Below are 16,310 nucleotides of genomic sequence, written 5' to 3'. Positions count from 1 at the left end.
GGTGCAATGACGAGATCGCAGCCCCGGCGTGCCCGTGGCACGGTCGGCCACGCCTACAGCGCGCTCAACATGCGGCTCCTGCTGGCCGGGTTCGGGCTGGTGACCATGACCGTCTTCGCGGTGCTGGCGTTCAACGCCGACCTGGTGTGGCTGGGGGTCCTCTGCGTGGTCTTCGCGGTGGTCGCCGTGGTCGACCTGGTCATCATCCAGCGCCGCCGCGCCGCCCGCCGCCGGGAGGAGCCGGGAGCCCGCCACTCACTCTTCGAGTGACAGGAGTACGAGATGCCCATCGCGACCACCAATCCCGCCACCGGACATACGCTCAAGACCTACGACCCGATGTCGCCGGAGCAGATCGACGCCGCGATCGAGCGGACCGACCTGGCGTACCGACAGTTGCGCGGCACCACGGTCGAGCAGCGCGGGCGCTGGCTGAACGCGGCGGCCGACCTGCTGGAGGCCGAGCGCGACGAGATCGCCCGGCTGATGACCACCGAGATGGGCAAGACGTACGCGTCGGCCAAGGCCGAGGTCACCAAGTGCGCCAGCGCCTGCCGCTTCTACGCGGCGAAGGCGGCCGACTTCCTCGCCGACGAGCCCGCCGACGCGGGGGCGGTCAAGGCCACCCGGGCCTTCGTCCGCTACCAGCCGATCGGGCCGGTGCTCGCGGTGATGCCCTGGAACTTCCCGCTGTGGCAGGTGCTGCGCTTCGCCGCGCCGGCCCTGATGGCCGGCAACACCGGCCTGCTCAAGCACGCCTCCAACGTGCCGCAGACCGCGCTGCTGCTGGAGGACCTGTTCCGCCGCGCCGGCTTCCCGGAGGGGGCGTTCACCACCCTGCTGGTCGGCTCGGCCGAGGTCGACCGGGTGCTCAGCGACCCGCGGGTGCGCGCGGCGACGCTGACGGGCAGTGAGGGCGCCGGCCGGTCGATCGCCCAGATCGCCGGTCGGGAGCTGAAGAAGACCGTGCTGGAGCTCGGGGGCAGCGACCCGTTCGTGGTGATGCCCTCGGCGGACCTGGACCGGGCCGCCGAGGTCGCGACCACCGCCCGCTGCCAGAACAACGGCCAGTCCTGCATCGCCGCCAAGCGGTTCATCGTGCACGCCGACGTCTTCGACGCCTTCGCCGAGAGGTTCGCCGCGAACATGTCGGCCCTGCGGGTCGGCGACCCGATGGACCCCGACACCGACGTCGGCCCGCTGGCCAGTGAGGGCGGGCGCGACGAGATCCACGCCCAGGTGCGGGACGCGGTCGACAAGGGCGCCGCGCTGCTCTGCGGCGGCGAGCCGCCCGCCGGCCCGGGCTGGTTCTACCCGCCGACCGTGGTCACCGACCTGAGGCCGGAGATGCGGATGTGGTCCGAGGAGGTCTTCGGGCCCGTCGCGGGCCTCTACCGGGTGTCGTCGTACGACGAGGCGATCGAGGTGGCCAACGGCACCTCCTTCGGCCTGGGTTCCAACGCCTGGACCCGCGACCCGCAGGAGCAGGAGCGCTTCGCCGCCGATCTCGACGCCGGGAACGTCTTCGTCAACGGGATGACCACGTCCTACCCGGAACTGCCCTTCGGCGGGGTGAAGAACTCCGGCTACGGCCGCGAGCTCTCCGCGCTCGGCATGCGGGAGTTCTGCAACACCAAGACCGTCTGGGTGGGTGAGGGGGCCGCCTCGGCCGGCGCCGGGGCGCACGCGGAGTAGCCCCGTCCGGCCTCGTCGGCGTAGCCGGACGCCGTCATGGGTACGGAGTGACGTCATGACGGTGTTCGGCTTCCACGCGTCCCACGAGCAGATCCATCCCCGCGCCCTGCTGGAGGCGGTGATCCACGCCGAGCGGGCCGGTTTCGACGCCGCCATGTCCTCGGACCACTTCGCGCCCTGGAGTGAGCGGCAGGGCCAGTCCGGCTTCGCCTGGTCCTGGCTCGGCGCGGCGCTCCAGGCCACCGAGCTGCCGTTCGGGGTGGTCAACGCCCCCGGGCAGCGCTACCACCCGGCGATCATCGCGCAGGCGATCGGCACGCTGGGGGCGATGTACCCGGGCCGGTTCTGGGCCGCGCTGGGCACCGGCGAGGCGAGCAACGAGCACATCACCGGCGACGGCTGGCCGCGCAAGGACATCCGGGCCGCCCGGCTGCGCGAGTGCGTGGACGTGATCCGCGCGCTGCTGGCCGGCGAGGAGGTCAGCCACGACGGCCTGGTCCGGGTGGACCGGGCGAAGCTGTGGACCCGACCGGAGCAGCCGCCGGCGCTGATCGGGGCGGCGGTCAGCGTGGCCACCGCCCACTGGTGCGCCGAGTGGGCGGACGGGCTGATCACCGTGAACGCCCCGACCGCGCACCTGCGGCAGGTGATCGACGCGTACCGGGACGCCGGCGGGCGCGGCCCGCTGCACCTCCAGGTGCACGTGAGCTGGGCGCCGGAGCAGGCCGAGGCCGAGCGGCTCGCGTACGAGCAGTGGCGCAGCAACGTCTTCGCCCCGCCGATCTGCTGGGACCTGGAGACCCCGGAGCACTTCGACGCGGTCTCGCAGGACGTGCCGATGGAGAAGGTCCACGACGTCGTGAACGTCTCCGCCGACCTCGGCCGGCACGTCGGCTGGCTGGAGGAGTACCTGGAGCTGGGCTTCGACCAGATCGCCCTGCACCACGTCGGGCAGGAGCAGCGGGACTTCATCGACGCGTTCGGCGCCGAGGTGCTGCCGAAGCTGCGCAGCGCCGGCTGAGCGGTGGCGCCCTCGCCCGCCGTCGGGACGTGCCGTGTCGACGGGCGGGTGGGTCAGGTCAGGCGGCGGACGAGGACCTGCCCGGGCCACGGGTCACGGCCGGGGCGCTCGACCGTGAACGGGTCGGTGGCGGTGAAGCCCTGCCGCTCGTACCAGCGGACCAGCGCGCCGTCGCCGCCCGCGTAGCAGTCCACCCGGAGCAGGCCGAGCCCACGCTCCCGGGCCAGCTCGGCGGCGTGCGCCAGCAGCCGGCCGCCGATGCCCGACCCGGCGTGTGCGCGGTCGGTGACCAGCAGGTTCACGTACAGCTCGGGCTCGGTGGCGGGCGGCACGTACTCCGTCGCCGTCCCCACCACGAGCGCGCCGACGGGGCGCTCGGCGAGCGTCGCCAGCCACAGCCCGCCGCCGGTCGCCCAGGCCTCGGCCTGCGCGATCCGCCGCGGGTCGGTCGAGGCCGCTTCGGTGCCCCACTGGCCGGTGCGACCCCGCGCCACCAGCCAGGCGGTGGCGTCGTCGAGCAGCCGCAGCACGGCGGGCGCGTCCGTCAACCCGCCGGGCCGCACGCCGGGGCTCCGCTGATCGCTCATGACGAACATGCTGCTACACCCGCCCCCACCCGCCTGCCCCGCCCGCCCCCACCCACCCGCCCGCCCCGTCGATCATGCAGTTGTGGTGCCCCGCAAAAGGTGCGATCCAGGGCGCGCCGCCCACCACAACTGCATGATCGACCGCGCTGGGGGGTGGGGGGCGGGGGCGGGACGGGGGAGGGGGGCGGGGCGGGTTAGGGGGTGAGGGGGGTCAGGCGTTCCGTGGCCAGGCAGGAGGTCAGGCAGCGTTCCTTGGCGTCGCTGGTGAACCGGGCGGTCCAGTTCGTGAAGCCGCCGTCGCCGAGTGGGACCTCGTCCGCGCCGTGCCCGGCGGTGATCCGCAGCGCCGCGCTGACGTAGTAGCCCCGGCCGCGTCGGCGCTCCGGTTCGTCCACCAGCGGTACGCCCGACGGGCCCAGCGCCGGCCGGACGGTGTCCTCGATCCGTTCCCCGACGACGGGGTTGTCGAGCACGGTCAGGCGCACCCGGGCCGCCGCCGACTGCGGCAGCAGGGTGGCGAGCACCGTCCGCCAGTACGCCAGGGGCAGGGTGAGCAGCCGTGCCTCGGTGCGCCCCGAGCCGCCGTCGCGGGCGCTGGAGATCAGCGTGAAGAGCCGGAAGCGCGCCGACCAGCCCGGCCCGAAGTCCTGCGCCCGCAGCACCCGGTGGCAGGCGGCCAGGTGCACGGCGCCGCCGGCCGGCTGTTCCCGGCGGCGTACCGCGGCCTCGATCGCGAGCGCGTTGGTGGGGTCGCTGAGCACCTCGGTGGCGCGAAAAGTGGTGACGACGCGGTTCTGGCTCATCGGCGTGACGGCCGAGCAGGTGCCGAGCGGCGCGACGGGGGAGAGGTCGACGCCGGCGAACTCGGCGGGCAGCAGCTGCCACAGGCGGGCCTCGACGGCGGCCAGCGCGCGGGGGTCGGCCGCCGCCGGCCGGGTGAAGCGGTCAGTGCGCCAGCGGCGGACCAGGTCCGCGGGGCGTACCGCCGCCGCCCGGTCCCGGGCCACCGCCAGCAGCAGCGTGCGCAGGTCCGCCGGGGGCAGGTCGGCCAGGGCGCTCCGGGTGCCGTCGGGCAGTCGCGACCAGACCCGCCGCTCCGCGTCGTCCATGCCGGCCACCCTGTCGTACGTCCCGGGACGCCGTCCACCGGGATTGGGAGGCTGCCGGCCGCGCGGCCCGTCCCGCGCGACGAGGTCCGACCGGGGTGGTGGCCTCCCCGGACCCGGGGAGGCCACCATGCGAGCGGCGCGGCGGCACCGGGACGATCCGGACGGGTGCGGTCGAGGCGACCGCTCGCCGGGGGAGGCGGCGGCCCGCCTCCCCCGGCTCGCGAGGGTGTTCGCCGGCCCGGGGCGGCGGACCGCCCGGACCGGACCGTCAGGAGAGCGTGCAGGCCGCGCCGTTCACGGTGATCAGGCCGGGTGCCGGGTTGGCGCCGCCGCCGGTCACCGCGTTGAAGCCGAAGGTGACGGTGCCGCCCGGGGCGATCCTGGCGTTGTACGACTCGTTCTTCGCGGTGACCGTGGCCCCCGCCTGTGTCGCCCTGGCCAGCCACGCCTCGCGTACCTTCTGGTCGCCGGTGAAGGCGAAGCGGGCCGTCCACCCGTCGACGGTGCTGGTGCCGGTGTTGCGGATGGTCACCTGGGCGGTGAATCCGGTGCCGCCCTGCCAGGCGCCGTGGTTGGTGTACGTGGCCGCGCAGGTCGGCGCCGGCACCGCCGCCGAGTCACCCTGGTCGGCCAGGAACGAGGCGATCCAGGCCAGCGCCGAGTTCCAGTTGATGGCGACCTCGTTGGTGGCGTACGAGTTGATGTCGTCGACGTAGCAGAACATCGGCTTGCAGCCGGCGAGCAGCTTCGCGGCGAACGGGTCCTGGAGGGCGGCGTTCGGGCCACCGGCCAGCGAGCCGGCGGGCGGCTTCGGCAGGTCCGGGTCGAGCTGGTGGCCGAAGATCCGGCTGTGCTGGTTCTCCGCCGCGTGCTCGCCCCACCCGGTCACGTACGAGATGTTCAGGGCGTTGCGGCCGAGGACGTAGTCCATCGCCTGCACCGCGCCGTCGCGGTACTTCGCGTCCCGGGTGAGGTCGAAGGCGGTGGCCAGCACGATCGCGTTGTTGATGATGTTGCTGTTGCCGCCCCAGAAGTAGCTGCCCGCGTCCCCGGGCATCGGCAGCCCGTACGCCTGCCGGCCCGCCTCGGCGAGGTGGGCGTCGGCGGCGGCGGTCACCGAGGCGCGGACGCGGGCCAGGTCGGCGGCCGGCAGCCCGTTCGGCACGGTGGCCAGGTCGAGCCGGCCCAGCGCGGCGACGCCCTGCCAGCCGAAGCCGCGCGGGTCGAACACGTCCCCGGTGTGGTGCGGCGAGGCGGTCAGGTCCGCCAGGTACGGCTGCTCCCCGGTGCTCAGGTAGAGCTCGACGGCGGCCCAGTAGAACTCGTCGGTGACGTTCGTGTCGTCGTACGCCCCGCCGCCGGTGCTGTCGGTCGGGCTGGCGTACCGCGTCGGGTTGGCCTTGGCGGCGGCGTATGCCGTCTTCGCCGCCGTGCCGCAGCGCTTCGCGAAGGCCGCGTCGTAGGGGGCGAAGAGCCGCGCGCACTGGGCGGCGACGGCGGCCAGGTTGAGGGTGGCGGCGGTGGACGGCGGGTGCAACTCGCGCTGCTCGGGGTCGTCGTGCGGGGCGAGCGGCAGCCCGGTCCAGTTCCGGTCGTGGATCTTGTGGTGGGCCATCCCGGCGAGCGGATTGCCGGCCGGCACCTGCATGCGCAGCAGGAACTCCAGCTCCCAGCGGGCCTCGTCGAGCACGTCCGGCACGCCGTTGCCGCGCTCGGGCACCCGCAGCGTGCTGTCGCCGAGGGCCGCGCCGTGCCCGGCGGTGGCGGCCGTGCGGGTCCGCTCGAAGGTGTTCAGCAGCTGGTAGGTGGCGATGCCGCCGTTGACCACGTACTTGCCGTGGTCGCCGGCGTCGTACCAGCCGCCGCGCACGTCCAGCGAGTAGTCGCAGACGCCCGGCTGGCAGGGCACGGAGGTGTCGCCCTTGTTGGGCGCCACGCCGAGGTGCCCGGCCGGGCGGGCGTACTCGGCGCCGATCAGGTCGCCGTCGATGGCGATGCCGCTGCGCTGGGCGTAGAAGAACTGGAGGGAGTCGGCGCGCAGCCGGTCGTAGAGGGTGCCCGAGATGTCGAAGGGGTGGCTGGTCTCCCCGTCGACGGTGAGGGTCAGCCCCGCGCCCGGGGTCCGGTACGACGAGAAGTCGAGCGTCTGCACGTTCTGCCCGGAGGCGGCGTCGACGCCGCGCGGGGTGGTGCTGCCGCTGGCCAGGACCGTGCCGGCGGCGGAGCGGAGCTGCCAGGGCAGGGCGTCGGTCGCCGACGTCACCACGGTGGCGTTCTTCGGCCCGCCGGGCAGGTAGCCGACCTGGTTCACCCGCACCCGCGGCCCGGTGTCGGGCACGTACGGCTCCGGCGGGTCGCCGCCGCGCAGCGAGACGTCGTCCAGGCAGACGGTCTGCTCGGCCGCGCCGCCGCCGACCTGGAAGATCAGTTGGGCGGCCGGGTTGCCCTCGGCGACCGTGAACGTCTTCTCGAACCGCTGGGCGGTGCCGCCGGCGGCGGCGTCGACGCTGGCGTACGTGGTGTAGGGGGCGGTGCCCAGTTGCAGGACCGCCTTGACGGCGGTGCCGGGGGTGGCGGAGATGTCGAAGCCGAGCGTGTACTCGGCCCCGGCGACCAGCGGCACGCCGTCCTGGCCGATGCCGGCGTCCCACGGGTTGGCCAGGCCGCCGGGCACGGTGGTGCAGAGCCGGCCGTCGGTGACCCCGAGCGGGCCGGTGCCGTAGGAGAACCAGGGGGACACGCCCGCGCTGAAGTCGCCGTTGTCGATCTGTTCGGGGGCGTCGGGGGGCGGTTCGGCGTGGGCCGTGCCGGCGGTGGCTCCGGTCAGGGCGAGGGTGGTCGCGGTCGCGAGCAGCGCGAGGCGACGTCGGGATGGCGTCACGGGTGGTTCCTTCCGGACGACTGCGGGGACGGGGGCGGCGGTGGCGACCTGGGAGCGCTCCCAGGTCGAGTCGATGGTTCCAGTGCCTCCGGCACCCTGTCAATCGATCCGGCTGGATGGTCCGGAACCGCCCGGCGGGACCCCCGGGACAGTGAGATTCGCCGCGCGACGCGCCGAGGTCTCGATCTCCTAGAGACAACCGAGCCCTCCGCCTGGCAGGCTGCCACCCATGACCCTGAAGCTGCGTTCCGTGGGAACGAGCGACCGTGGGCTGATCCGCAGTGGGAACCAGGACGCCCTGCACGCCGGCACCTGGCTCGTCGCCGTCGCCGACGGCATGGGCGGGATGGCGGCCGGCGACCTGGCCAGCGCGATCGCCATCGAGGCGGTCGCTCCGCTGGACGTGGAGACCCCGGAGCACGCGTTGGTGGCCGCACTGCAGAGCGGCATCCAGCTGGCCACCGCGCGGATCCACCAGGCGGTCGCCGAGGATCCGGAGCGGCAGGGCATGGGCACCACGCTGACCGCCCTGCTCTTCGCCCGGACGGGCAGCTGCCTGGCCCTCGCCCACGTCGGCGACTCCCGCGCCTACCTGTTCCGCGAAGGCGTGCTCAAGCAGATCACCCGGGACGACACGTTCGTGCAGATGCTCGTCGACCAGGGGGTGATCACCGCCGACCAGGCCAGCAGCCACCCCCGTCGGGCCGTGGTCACCCAGGCGTTGCAGGGCGAGGAGGTCTCCCCGGCGTACGCGACGATGGTGCCCTGGGCCGGGGACCGCTGGCTGCTGTGCAGCGACGGGCTGTCCAACGTCGTGCGTCCGGACACCCTCGCCGAGGTGCTCGCCGAGCACCCCGACCGCGCGGACTGCGCCCGCCGGCTGATCGACCTGGCGCTGCGGGCCGGCGGGCCGGACAACGTCACGGTGGTCGTCGCCGACGTCGTGGAGGAGTGAGCGAGCGTCGCGAGCGAACCAGCCGGTTCAGCGCCCTGGAGCCTCGTGGCGACGACATGAGCCCGCTCAGCGGCGGCGCGGGGTGGCGTGCCGGGTGGGCGGGGCCGTGGTCGGGTCCTCCGGCCACGGGTGGCGCGGGTAGCGCCCGCGCAGCTCCCCCCGTACCTGCGGATAGCCGGTGCGCCAGAAGGAGGCCAGGTCGGCGGTGACCGCCACCGGCCGCCCGGCCGGCGAGAGCAGGTGCAGCAGCACCGGCACCCGGCCGTCGGCGATCCGCGGCGCGTCCCGCCAGCCGAAGGTCTCCTGGAGCTTCACCGCGAGCACCGGCGCCGCCGGGTCGGCGTAGTCGAGCCGGATCCGCGATCCGCTCGGCACCGCGATCCGCTCCGGCGCCACCTCGTCCAGCCGGGCCGCCAGCGCCCACGGCAGCAGCCGGCGCAGCGCCCCGGCCACGTCGACCCGGGCCAGGTCGGCGCGGCGGCGGGCGCGGGCCAGCTCCGGGCCCAGCCAGGTGGGCGCGTGGGCGAGCAGCGCCTCGTCGCCCACGTCGGGCCAGTCGCCGCCGAGCGACTGCCGGCAGAACGCCAGCCGCTCGCGCAACGCCCGCGCCGCCGGGGTCCAGGTCAGCAGGCCGAGGCCGGTACGACGCAGGCCGGTCAGCAGGGCCTGCGCCACCTCCGCCGGGTCCGGCCGGGCGAGTGGCCGCTCGACCAGCTTGATCGCCCCCAGCCGCAGCACCTCCCGGGCCACCACGTCCTCGCCGGCCCAGCGGACCTCCCGCTCGGTGCGTAGCAGCGGCCCGCCCGCCTCCCGGGCGGTCGCCTCGTCGAGCGGGGTGGCCAGCCGCACCCGGGCGGTCGGGGCGCCGGGGGAGCGGTCCGCCACCGCGACCGCCAGCCAGTCGGCGCCGGCCAGCCCCGACCCGGGCGCCAGCTCCGCAGCGGTCCCGCCGCTCATCAGGTACGCCGAGCCGCCCGGCCGCCGCACCCGAGCCAGCCGCTCCGGGTGGGCGAGCCCGACCAGCAGCCCGGTGGCCAGGTCGTCGGTCAGCCGGCCCCGTTCCGCGTCCCCGGCCGGGTCCAGGTGGTCGCGCCCCGGCGGGTGCACGGCGGGCGGGTCGTCGGCCGAGTGCCGGGTCGGCCGCGTCCGGCCGGTGCCGGCCGCCGTCGCCGCGCCGGAGCCGTGGGGCGGGCGTGCCCGGTCGGGCCGCTGCGCGGGAGCGTCGGGCAGGGCGGCGCGCAGTCGGCGTACCTCCGCGCGCCAGCGGGCGGTGGCACCCGGGTCCGTGCCCGCGCGCAGCCGGCGCCAGGCGGCGGTCAGGTCGTCGCCCGGCCCGGCGGCGGAGTCCTCGGCGAGCACCGCCACGACCTCCGCCGCCCGGTCCGCTCCCACCCGGCCGGCCCCGTCGAGCAGCGCCCGGGCCAGCCGGGGATGCGCGCCGACCGCGGCGATCGCCCGGCCCCGGTCGGTGATCCGGCCGTCCGCGTCGAGCGCGCCGAGCGTGGTGAGGGTGTCGCGGGCCACCGCCATCGACGCCGCCGGGGGCGGGTCGGGCAGGGCCAGCCCGGCGCCGTCCGGTGACCCCCAGGCGGCCAGCTCCAGGGCGAAGCCGGTCAGGTCGGCGGTGGCGATCTCCGGCTTCGGCTGCGCGGCCAGCCGTTCGTGGGTGGCCGCCGACCAGCAGCGGTAGACGTGCCCGGGCGCCTCCCGGCCCGCGCGGCCGGCGCGCTGGGTGGCCGCCGCCCGGGACACGCCGACGGTGACCAGGGCGCCGAGGCCCCGGGCCAGGTCCATCCGGGCGACCCGGGACAGCCCGGCGTCCACCACCACCCGGACGCCCGGCACGGTCAGGCTGCTCTCCGCGACCGCCGTCGCCAGCACCACCCGCCGCCGGTCGGCCGGGCGCAGCGCCGCGTCCTGGTCGGCGCCGCGCTGCCGGCCGTGCAGCGGCAGGACGGCGACCGCGTCGCGCAGGTCGGCCAGCCGGCCCGCGACGGCGCCGATCTCGCCGGCCCCGGGCAGGAAGACCAGCACGTCCCCGTCGCGCTCGCGCAGCGCCCGGCGCACCGTCGCCGCGACGTGGTCGAGCAGGCCCCGGTCGACCGGGCCGGCCCCCGGCGCGGCCACCGGCCGGGGCGGCGGCGCCCAGATCCGGGTCACCGGGTGCAGGGCCGAGGACGCCCGGACGATCGGCGCGGCAGCGCCCCCGCCGCCGAGCAGCGCGGCGAAGCGGTCCGCCTCCGGGGTGGCCGACATCGCCAGCAGCCACAGGTCGGGACGCAGCGCGGCCCGGGCCTCCACCGCGAACGCGAGCGCCAGGTCGGCGTCGAGCTGCCGCTCGTGGCACTCGTCGAGCAGCACGGCGCCGGTGCCGGCCAGCTCGGGATCGCGGTGCAGCCGCCGCACCAGCAGCCCGGTGGTGACCACCTCGACGCGGGTCCGCGGTCCGCTGCGCCGCTCGCCGCGCACGGCGTACCCGATCCGCTCGCCGAGCGGCTCGCCGAGCAGCGCGGCCATCCGGCGCGCCGCCGCGCGGGCCGCCACCCGGCGCGGCTGGGCGACCAGCACGCGGCCGGAGACCTCGTCGGCCACGGCCAGTGGGGCGAGGGTCGTCTTGCCGGTCCCGGGCGGGGCGACCAGCACCCCGGCGCCGGCGCCGCGCAGCGCCGCGACCAGTTCCGGCAGCACCGGCCGTACGGGCAGGTCGAGGGGCACGTCCGAGAGCACGGCCCAGTCTCGCACCGCCGGGAGTGGCTCAGTCGGGGCGTACCCCGTCGACGCCGGTGACGAAGGCGCGCCAGGCCGACGCCGGGAAGGCCAGTACGGGGCCGGGACGGTCCTTGCTGTCCCGGACGGCGACCCGGTCCCCGGTTGAGGCGACCTCCACGCAGTTGCCGTTGCCCACGCTGCGGCTGCTGATGCGCCACTGCGCCCGGGTCAGGTCGAACGCGGTCATCGCGGTACCCCCGTCTGTGCCGGCGCGCCGCGTCAACGGTCACGCAAAGTGACGAGAAGCTTCCGTCAGGCGGGTCAGGGACGCCTCCGGACCGAGTGCCATCCGGCACATCTCCTCGTGCACAAGGCTATACCCGCGCACCTGGCCGACCTCCTCCAGAGCCAGCCCCATCGTGAGGTTTTCCAGGTAAACCACGGCGGCGTCGGCGGCATCGGCGAACGTCAGCACGACGTACGGGGCGTTCATCGCCGGGTGCCCGCCGGCCGAGAACGGAAGTACCTGGAGGGTCACGTTCGGTAGTTGAGAGACCTTCGCGAGATGGGCCATCTGATCGGCCATCACGGCGTTGCCGCCGACCGGGCGGCAGAGCACCGCCTCGTTGAGCACCACGGACAACTCGACCGGATTGTCGCGGTGCAGCACGTTCTGCCGGTGCAGCCGCGCGGCGACCTTGCGCTCGATCCCGTCCTCGCCCGCGGTGCGCCGGAAGACCTCCCGCGCGTACGCCTCGGTCTGCAACAGCCCGGGCACCGCCTCGGCCTCGTACGTGCGCAGGCTCGCCGCCTCCGCCTCCAGTCCGACGTAGAACTCGAACCACTCCGGCAGGACGTCGCTGTACTTCTGCCACCAGCCGCGCTGCTGCGCCCCGCGGGCGATCTCGATGAGCGCCTCGGCGTCCGTCCCGGTCACCTCGTACAGGGCCAGCGCGGCCCGGACGTCGCGCGGCTTGATGCCGATCTGGGCGTTCTCGATGCGGGACAGGTTGCTCTTGGACATGTCCAGTTGCCGGGCGGCGACATCCAGGGTCATGCCCGCGCGCTCGCGCAACTGGCGGAGTTCCCGGGCGATGCGGCGGCGGCGGACGGTGGGGCTCGCGGTCACCCTCCGAGTCTGTCACGGCAAGATCCGCAGGTCGCGCAAGCACGGAGTGCAACTTCCATAAACGGGAGTTGCGTTGCAGTCACGGCCGGTGCATCCTTGCCCGGTTGCGATCACTGTGGACAACCCGCGCGGGAGGACCGGTTGCTCATCGCCGACGAGTTCTTCCTGATCACCCACAACGACAGTCGGGGCAAGGCGAAGCTGCACCCGACGGCGACCGGCCTGGGCCTCGCCGGAGGGCTGCTCGGTGAACTGGTCCTGCGTGGACACGTCACCGTCTCCGCCGGGCTGGTCACGGTGGTCGACCGACGCCCGCCGGCGGACGCGCTCGCGCACACCGTGCTGGACCAGTTGGTCGGCGAGACGCAGCAGCACCCGGTGCGTACCTGGCTGAGCTTCCTGGCGCAGACCGCCACCACCTCGGTGGGGGAGCGGCTGGTCAGGGCGGGGGTGCTGCGCCGGCAGGAGAGCCGGCGGCTGCTCCGCACCACCGTCAGCTACCTGCCGATCGACCTCAACGCGGTGGCCTGGCCGGCCACCCGGCTGCGCGCCCTGCTCGACCGGCCGGAACCGCCGAGCGTGCCCGACGGGACGCTGCTGGGTCTGGTCGTCGCCGCCGGCCTGAGCCGCGAGGTGCTGTGGAGCGCCGGCCCTCGGGCGCACCACCGGCTGGGCGTGCTCATCCCGGCGCTGCCCCCGCCGCTGCGGGAACTCGTGGCGCACACCGAGGCCGCGGTCGGCGCCGCCGTGCTGCGCGGCGTCGGCTGACGCCCCTCCACCCCTCCCCCCTCGAACCGGAGTCCGCGTATGTCGACACCAACGCTCGGCCGACCGAGCAACGTCTCCGAGGCCCTGGCCCGCGGCCGGCTCGGCGTGCCGTCGGTGATCTTCTTCGTCCTCTCCGCCGCCGCCCCGCTGACCGTCGTGGCCGGCGTGGTCACCACCGGCTACGGGGTCGTCGGGGTGCTCGGCATCCCGCTGGCCTTCCTGACGGTGGCCGCGGTGCTCGCCCTCTTCTCCATCGGGTACGTGGCGATGGCCCGGCGGATGGCCAACGCCGGCGCGTTCTACGCCTACGTCGCCCGTGGGCTGGGCCGTCCGGCCGGCGTCGGTGCCGCCTGGGTCGCGCTGATCGCGTACAACGCCCTCCAGGTGGGGCTCTACGGCACCATCGGCGCCGCCGCGGAGCCGGTGCTGGGCCGCCTGTTCGGGGTGGCCCCGGCGTGGTGGGTGGTGGCGCTGGTCGCCTGGGCGACGGTCGGCGTGCTCGGTCTGCTCCGCATCGACCTCAACGGCCTGGTGCTGGCGGCGCTGCTGGTCGCCGAGATGGTGGTGATCGTCGTCTTCGACCTCGGGCAGCTGACCCACCCGGCCGGCGGGAACGTCAGCTTCGCCGCCCTGTCACCGGAGAACCTCGTCGTACCCGGCGCCGGCGCGGTGCTGGTGCTGGCCATCCTGGGCTTCGTGGGCTTCGAGTCCGCCGTGGTGTTCAGCGAGGAGAGCAAGGACCCGCGGCGGACGGTGCGGTTGGCGACCTACCTCTCGATCGCCATCATCGCGGGGATCTACGCGCTGTCGTCGTGGAGCATGACCGTCGCCGTCGGGCCGGACCGGATCGCCGCCGAGGCGGGCGAGCAGAGCATCGGGCTGATCTTCAACCTGGCCGAGGCACACCTCGGTGGCACCGCCGTCACCATCGGCCAGGCGCTCTTCCTGACCTCGGTGCTCGCCGCGATGATCTCCTTCCACAACACCACCGCCCGGTACACGTTCGCGCTCGGCCGGGAGCGGGTGCTGCCGGCCGTGTTCGGGCAGACCTCGCCGCGTACCGGATCGCCCCGGGCCGCCTCCCTCGCGCAGAGCGCGCTCGGCCTGGTGGTGATCGTGCTCTACGCGCTCAACGGCTGGGACCCGGTGGTGCAGCTGTTCTACTGGGTCGGCACCGCCGGCGGCTTCGGGGTACTGCTGCTGATCGCCACCACCTCGGTCGCGGTGATCGCCTTCTTCGCCCGCAGCGGGGTGGACGAGACGCTGTGGCGTCGCGCGGTGGCCCCCGGCCTCGCCGCCGTGGCCCTGGCCGTGATCGTCATGCTGGCGGTGGTCAACTTCGCCGACCTGCTCGGGGTGGCCCCGGACTCGACCCTGCGCTGGGCGGTCCCGGCGGTCTACCCGGTCGCCGCGCTGCTCGGCCTGCTGTGGGCGCTGGTGCTGCGCGGCAGCCGCCCCGACACGTACGCCCGGATCGGTCTCGGCGCCGAGAGCGTGGCGGTGACGGTGCCGGCGGCCGGGCACGTCGGCGGGCCGGTCCCGAGCGGGACGGCGGCGCCGCGGTGAGCGAGGTGCGGGTCGAGCGGCTCGGGCCGCGGGAGACGTCGCTGGTGGCCGGCCGGATCGCCGAGGCGTTCATGGCCCTCGACGCGCCCCGGTGGCTCGTGCCCGACGCCGGGCGGCGGCAGTCCGTGCTGGCGGGCAACTTCGCGATCCTGGTGGACCACGCGATGCGGTACGGCCTCGTCCACGCGACCGCGGACCGGGCGGGGGTGGCGGTCTGGTTCCCGTCGGTGGGCGACCCGGCCCCGCCGCCGGAGGACTACGACGCCCGGCTGGCCGCGGCGTGCGGGGAGTGGACCGACCGGTTCGCGCACCTGGACAAGCTCTTCGAGACCCACCACCCGCACGCGGACCACCACCACCTGGCCTTCCTCGCCGTCGCTCCGGACCGGCAGGGGCAGGGGCTGGGCAGCGCGCTGCTGCGGCACCACCACGCCGTCCTCGACGCCGAGGGGGTGCCCGGTTACCTGGAGGCGGCGAGCGAGACCGGCCGCGACCTCTACGCGCGGCACGGCTACCGGGTCGCCGAGCCCTTCCACCTGCCCGACGGCACGCCGTTCTGGCCGATGTGGCGGGAGCCCGCCCGCTGAACGACGGCGCCCGGGCCACCCGTCGGGAGGGCGGCCGGGCGCCGGACGTCCGTGGTGACGCGTCCGCACCGGACACGGCGATGGCCGGGCCCGCCGGCCCGGCCATCGCCCACCACCCCTAGTACGTGCCGTCGAGCTGCCCCCGCAGCTTGGTCAGCGCGCGGGCCAGCAGCCGGGAGACGTGCATCTGCGAGACGCCGATCTGCTCGGCGATCTGCGACTGCGTCAGGTTGCCGTAGAACCGCAGCGTGAGGATCTTCTGCTCCCGCTCGTCGAGCGTGGCCAGCGCCGGGCCGAGGGCGACCCGCAGCTCGGCAAGCTCGAACTCGCCGTCCACGCCGCCGAGCATGTCGCCCAGCTCGGTCGCGCGGTCGCCGTCGCCGGTCGGGGTGGAGAGCGAGACCGCGTTGTAGGCGCGGGCACCCTCCAGGCCCTCCAGCACCTCTTCCTCGGTGAGCTTGAGGTGGGCGGCGATGTCGGCCACCGTGGGCGACCGGCCCAGGGTCTGCAGCAGCGAGCTGTTGGCGTCGGAGATGGCCAGCCGCAGCTCCTGGAGCCGGCGCGGGACGCGGATGTCCCAGGTGCGGTCGCGGAAGTGCCGCTTGAGCTCACCGATGATGGTGGGGATCGCGTAACCGGCGAAGTCGACGCCGCGGGACGGGTCGAACTTGTCGATCGCCTTGATCAGGCCGACGGCGGCGGTCTGGGCCAGGTCGTCGGTGGGCTCGCCCCGGCCGCTGTAGCGGTGGGCGAGGTGGTTGGCGAGCGGCAGCCAGGCCTCGATCGCCCTGTCGCGCAGGGCGGCGCGGGACGGGTGGCCGGCCGGCAACGCGGCCATCGCGTTGAGCAGGTCCGCGGCGCTGTCGGTGAGCGCACGCGGGTCGAGCTTCTGGGTGGCGCTCGGCGCTGTCGTGGTCGCCGGTTCGCTGATCGTTGGCGCGGTCATGGGTGGTCCTCCCTGCACCTCGTCCGCGGATGAAAGACGTGACGCTTAGGTTTAAGTTCAGATGTACGTTCGGAAGTCACCTTAGCCCGATCGGTCCGCCGAAATCTAGCCGAAAGTACGATGTACTTAAGTAATTTTTCCGGCACGGAAGGAATGAATGGGGCGAATCCTCCTCGGATTGTGGGCCGGCTTACGTCGGGCGTACGGTCAGCCGGCCCCGCCGGACATCGACGACGCCCCATCCGGGCGGCCCGGACCGGCCGGCCGAGCGGTCACCGTCCCCCCGGATGACCGGCGCCCAATGTCGGCTTTCCGTCGTTGTCCCGTCCACGGGACGGGCCGTAGCGTGCGGGTACC

14 protein-coding genes are annotated in these 16,310 nt (G+C 74.8%); 7 read left to right on the top strand and 7 right to left on the bottom strand.

The genetic code is table 11. The features are described from left to right. The first annotated feature begins 6 nt into the window (after positions 1-6). From ACFHW0_RS12230 to ACFHW0_RS12220, 3 genes are read left to right on the top strand one after another with little or no spacing between them, the layout of a single operon-like run. Positions 7-270, top strand: a complete 264-nt coding sequence (locus ACFHW0_RS12230; RefSeq protein ID WP_121395528.1) for a DUF6343 family protein — start codon at positions 7-9, stop codon at positions 268-270. Between the two features lie 12 nt (positions 271-282). Beyond that, on the top strand, positions 283-1,695 hold the full coding sequence (locus ACFHW0_RS12225) for an NADP-dependent succinic semialdehyde dehydrogenase (RefSeq protein ID WP_416607401.1): 1,413 nt from the start codon (positions 283-285) through the stop codon (positions 1,693-1,695). 55 nt (positions 1,696-1,750) lie between these two features. Beyond that, complete coding sequence (locus ACFHW0_RS12220; RefSeq protein WP_416607400.1) at positions 1,751-2,716, top strand: TIGR03885 family FMN-dependent LLM class oxidoreductase; 966 nt, start codon at positions 1,751-1,753, stop codon at positions 2,714-2,716. Positions 2,717-2,769: 53 nt separating this feature from the next. On the opposite strand, the gene ACFHW0_RS12215 is transcribed toward ACFHW0_RS12220, so the two are convergent. The 3 genes from ACFHW0_RS12215 to ACFHW0_RS12205 form a co-directional block, all read right to left on the bottom strand. Continuing rightward, positions 2,770-3,303: a GNAT family N-acetyltransferase gene (locus tag ACFHW0_RS12215; protein WP_416607399.1), complete on the bottom strand. Its 534-nt coding sequence runs from the start codon at positions 3,301-3,303 to the stop codon at positions 2,770-2,772. A 194-nt stretch (positions 3,304-3,497) separates the two neighbouring features. Continuing rightward, positions 3,498-4,412: a hypothetical protein gene (locus ACFHW0_RS12210; RefSeq protein ID WP_416607398.1), complete on the bottom strand. Its 915-nt coding sequence runs from the start codon at positions 4,410-4,412 to the stop codon at positions 3,498-3,500. Between the two features lie 268 nt (positions 4,413-4,680). Beyond that, positions 4,681-7,293 (bottom strand): glycoside hydrolase family 9 protein, encoded by a 2,613-nt coding sequence (locus ACFHW0_RS12205; protein WP_416607397.1) that lies wholly within the window; start codon positions 7,291-7,293, stop codon positions 4,681-4,683. 229 nt (positions 7,294-7,522) lie between these two features. Between ACFHW0_RS12205 and ACFHW0_RS12200 the strand changes: the two genes are divergently transcribed. Continuing rightward, positions 7,523-8,248 (top strand): PP2C family protein-serine/threonine phosphatase, encoded by a 726-nt coding sequence (locus ACFHW0_RS12200; RefSeq protein WP_366639092.1) that lies wholly within the window; start codon positions 7,523-7,525, stop codon positions 8,246-8,248. Positions 8,249-8,314: 66 nt separating this feature from the next. Here ACFHW0_RS12200 and ACFHW0_RS12195 read toward each other — a convergent pair whose 3' ends face one another. The 3 genes from ACFHW0_RS12195 to ACFHW0_RS12185 are packed head-to-tail and all read right to left on the bottom strand — an operon-like array spanning position 8,315 to position 12,086. After that, positions 8,315-10,975: an ATP-dependent RNA helicase gene (locus ACFHW0_RS12195; protein ID WP_416607520.1), complete on the bottom strand. Its 2,661-nt coding sequence runs from the start codon at positions 10,973-10,975 to the stop codon at positions 8,315-8,317. 28 nt (positions 10,976-11,003) lie between these two features. Further along, the gene (locus ACFHW0_RS12190; RefSeq protein WP_416607396.1) at positions 11,004-11,204 is read right to left on the bottom strand and encodes a DUF397 domain-containing protein; all 201 of its coding nucleotides are present in this window, start codon (positions 11,202-11,204) and stop codon (positions 11,004-11,006) included. A gap of 39 nt (positions 11,205-11,243) precedes the next feature. Further along, on the bottom strand, positions 11,244-12,086 hold the full coding sequence (locus ACFHW0_RS12185) for a helix-turn-helix domain-containing protein (protein ID WP_416607395.1): 843 nt from the start codon (positions 12,084-12,086) through the stop codon (positions 11,244-11,246). A gap of 141 nt (positions 12,087-12,227) precedes the next feature. Here ACFHW0_RS12185 and ACFHW0_RS12180 point away from each other — a divergent pair, with 141 nt between their 5' ends. Genes ACFHW0_RS12180 through ACFHW0_RS12170 form a run of 3 tightly spaced genes read left to right on the top strand, consistent with a single transcriptional unit; the run spans position 12,228 to position 15,007 of the window. After that, on the top strand, positions 12,228-12,854 hold the full coding sequence (locus ACFHW0_RS12180; RefSeq protein ID WP_366639099.1) for a GOLPH3/VPS74 family protein: 627 nt from the start codon (positions 12,228-12,230) through the stop codon (positions 12,852-12,854). 39 nt (positions 12,855-12,893) lie between these two features. After that, positions 12,894-14,420: an APC family permease gene (locus ACFHW0_RS12175; protein ID WP_416607394.1), complete on the top strand. Its 1,527-nt coding sequence runs from the start codon at positions 12,894-12,896 to the stop codon at positions 14,418-14,420. Then, entirely contained in the window at positions 14,417-15,007 is a 591-nt protein-coding gene (locus ACFHW0_RS12170; protein ID WP_416607393.1) for a GNAT family N-acetyltransferase, read from the top strand. The genes ACFHW0_RS12175 and ACFHW0_RS12170 overlap by 4 nt, the downstream gene beginning before the upstream one ends. 118 nt (positions 15,008-15,125) lie before the next feature. On the opposite strand, the gene ACFHW0_RS12165 is transcribed toward ACFHW0_RS12170, so the two are convergent. Next, the gene (locus ACFHW0_RS12165) at positions 15,126-15,953 is read right to left on the bottom strand and encodes a SigB/SigF/SigG family RNA polymerase sigma factor (RefSeq protein ID WP_416607392.1); all 828 of its coding nucleotides are present in this window, start codon (positions 15,951-15,953) and stop codon (positions 15,126-15,128) included. Between the last annotated feature and the right edge of the window lie 357 nt (positions 15,954-16,310).

The sequence above is a fragment of the Micromonospora sp. LOL_025 genome (genome assembly GCF_048060285.1).
Lineage (GTDB): Bacteria > Actinomycetota > Actinomycetes > Mycobacteriales > Micromonosporaceae > Micromonospora.
The sequence above is the reverse complement of the archived record's forward strand: the minus strand, read 5'-3'. Positions and strand labels throughout refer to the sequence as shown.

Excerpts from the sequence above, each read along its gene's own strand:
- ACFHW0_RS12225 (WP_416607401.1), top strand. The coding sequence starts at position 283 with ATGCCCATCGCGACCACCAATCCCGCCACCGGACATACGCTCAAGACC.
- ACFHW0_RS12165 (WP_416607392.1), bottom strand. The coding sequence starts at position 15,953 with ATGACCGCGCCAACGATCAGCGAACCGGCGACCACGACAGCGCCGAGC.
- ACFHW0_RS12220 (WP_416607400.1), top strand. The coding sequence starts at position 1,751 with ATGACGGTGTTCGGCTTCCACGCGTCCCACGAGCAGATCCATCCCCGC.
- ACFHW0_RS12190 (WP_416607396.1), bottom strand. The coding sequence starts at position 11,204 with ATGACCGCGTTCGACCTGACCCGGGCGCAGTGGCGCATCAGCAGCCGC.
- ACFHW0_RS12200 (WP_366639092.1), top strand. The coding sequence starts at position 7,523 with ATGACCCTGAAGCTGCGTTCCGTGGGAACGAGCGACCGTGGGCTGATC.
- ACFHW0_RS12215 (WP_416607399.1), bottom strand. The coding sequence starts at position 3,303 with ATGAGCGATCAGCGGAGCCCCGGCGTGCGGCCCGGCGGGTTGACGGAC.
- ACFHW0_RS12230 (WP_121395528.1), top strand. The coding sequence starts at position 7 with ATGACGAGATCGCAGCCCCGGCGTGCCCGTGGCACGGTCGGCCACGCC.
- ACFHW0_RS12210 (WP_416607398.1), bottom strand. The coding sequence starts at position 4,412 with ATGGACGACGCGGAGCGGCGGGTCTGGTCGCGACTGCCCGACGGCACC.
- ACFHW0_RS12175 (WP_416607394.1), top strand. The coding sequence starts at position 12,894 with ATGTCGACACCAACGCTCGGCCGACCGAGCAACGTCTCCGAGGCCCTG.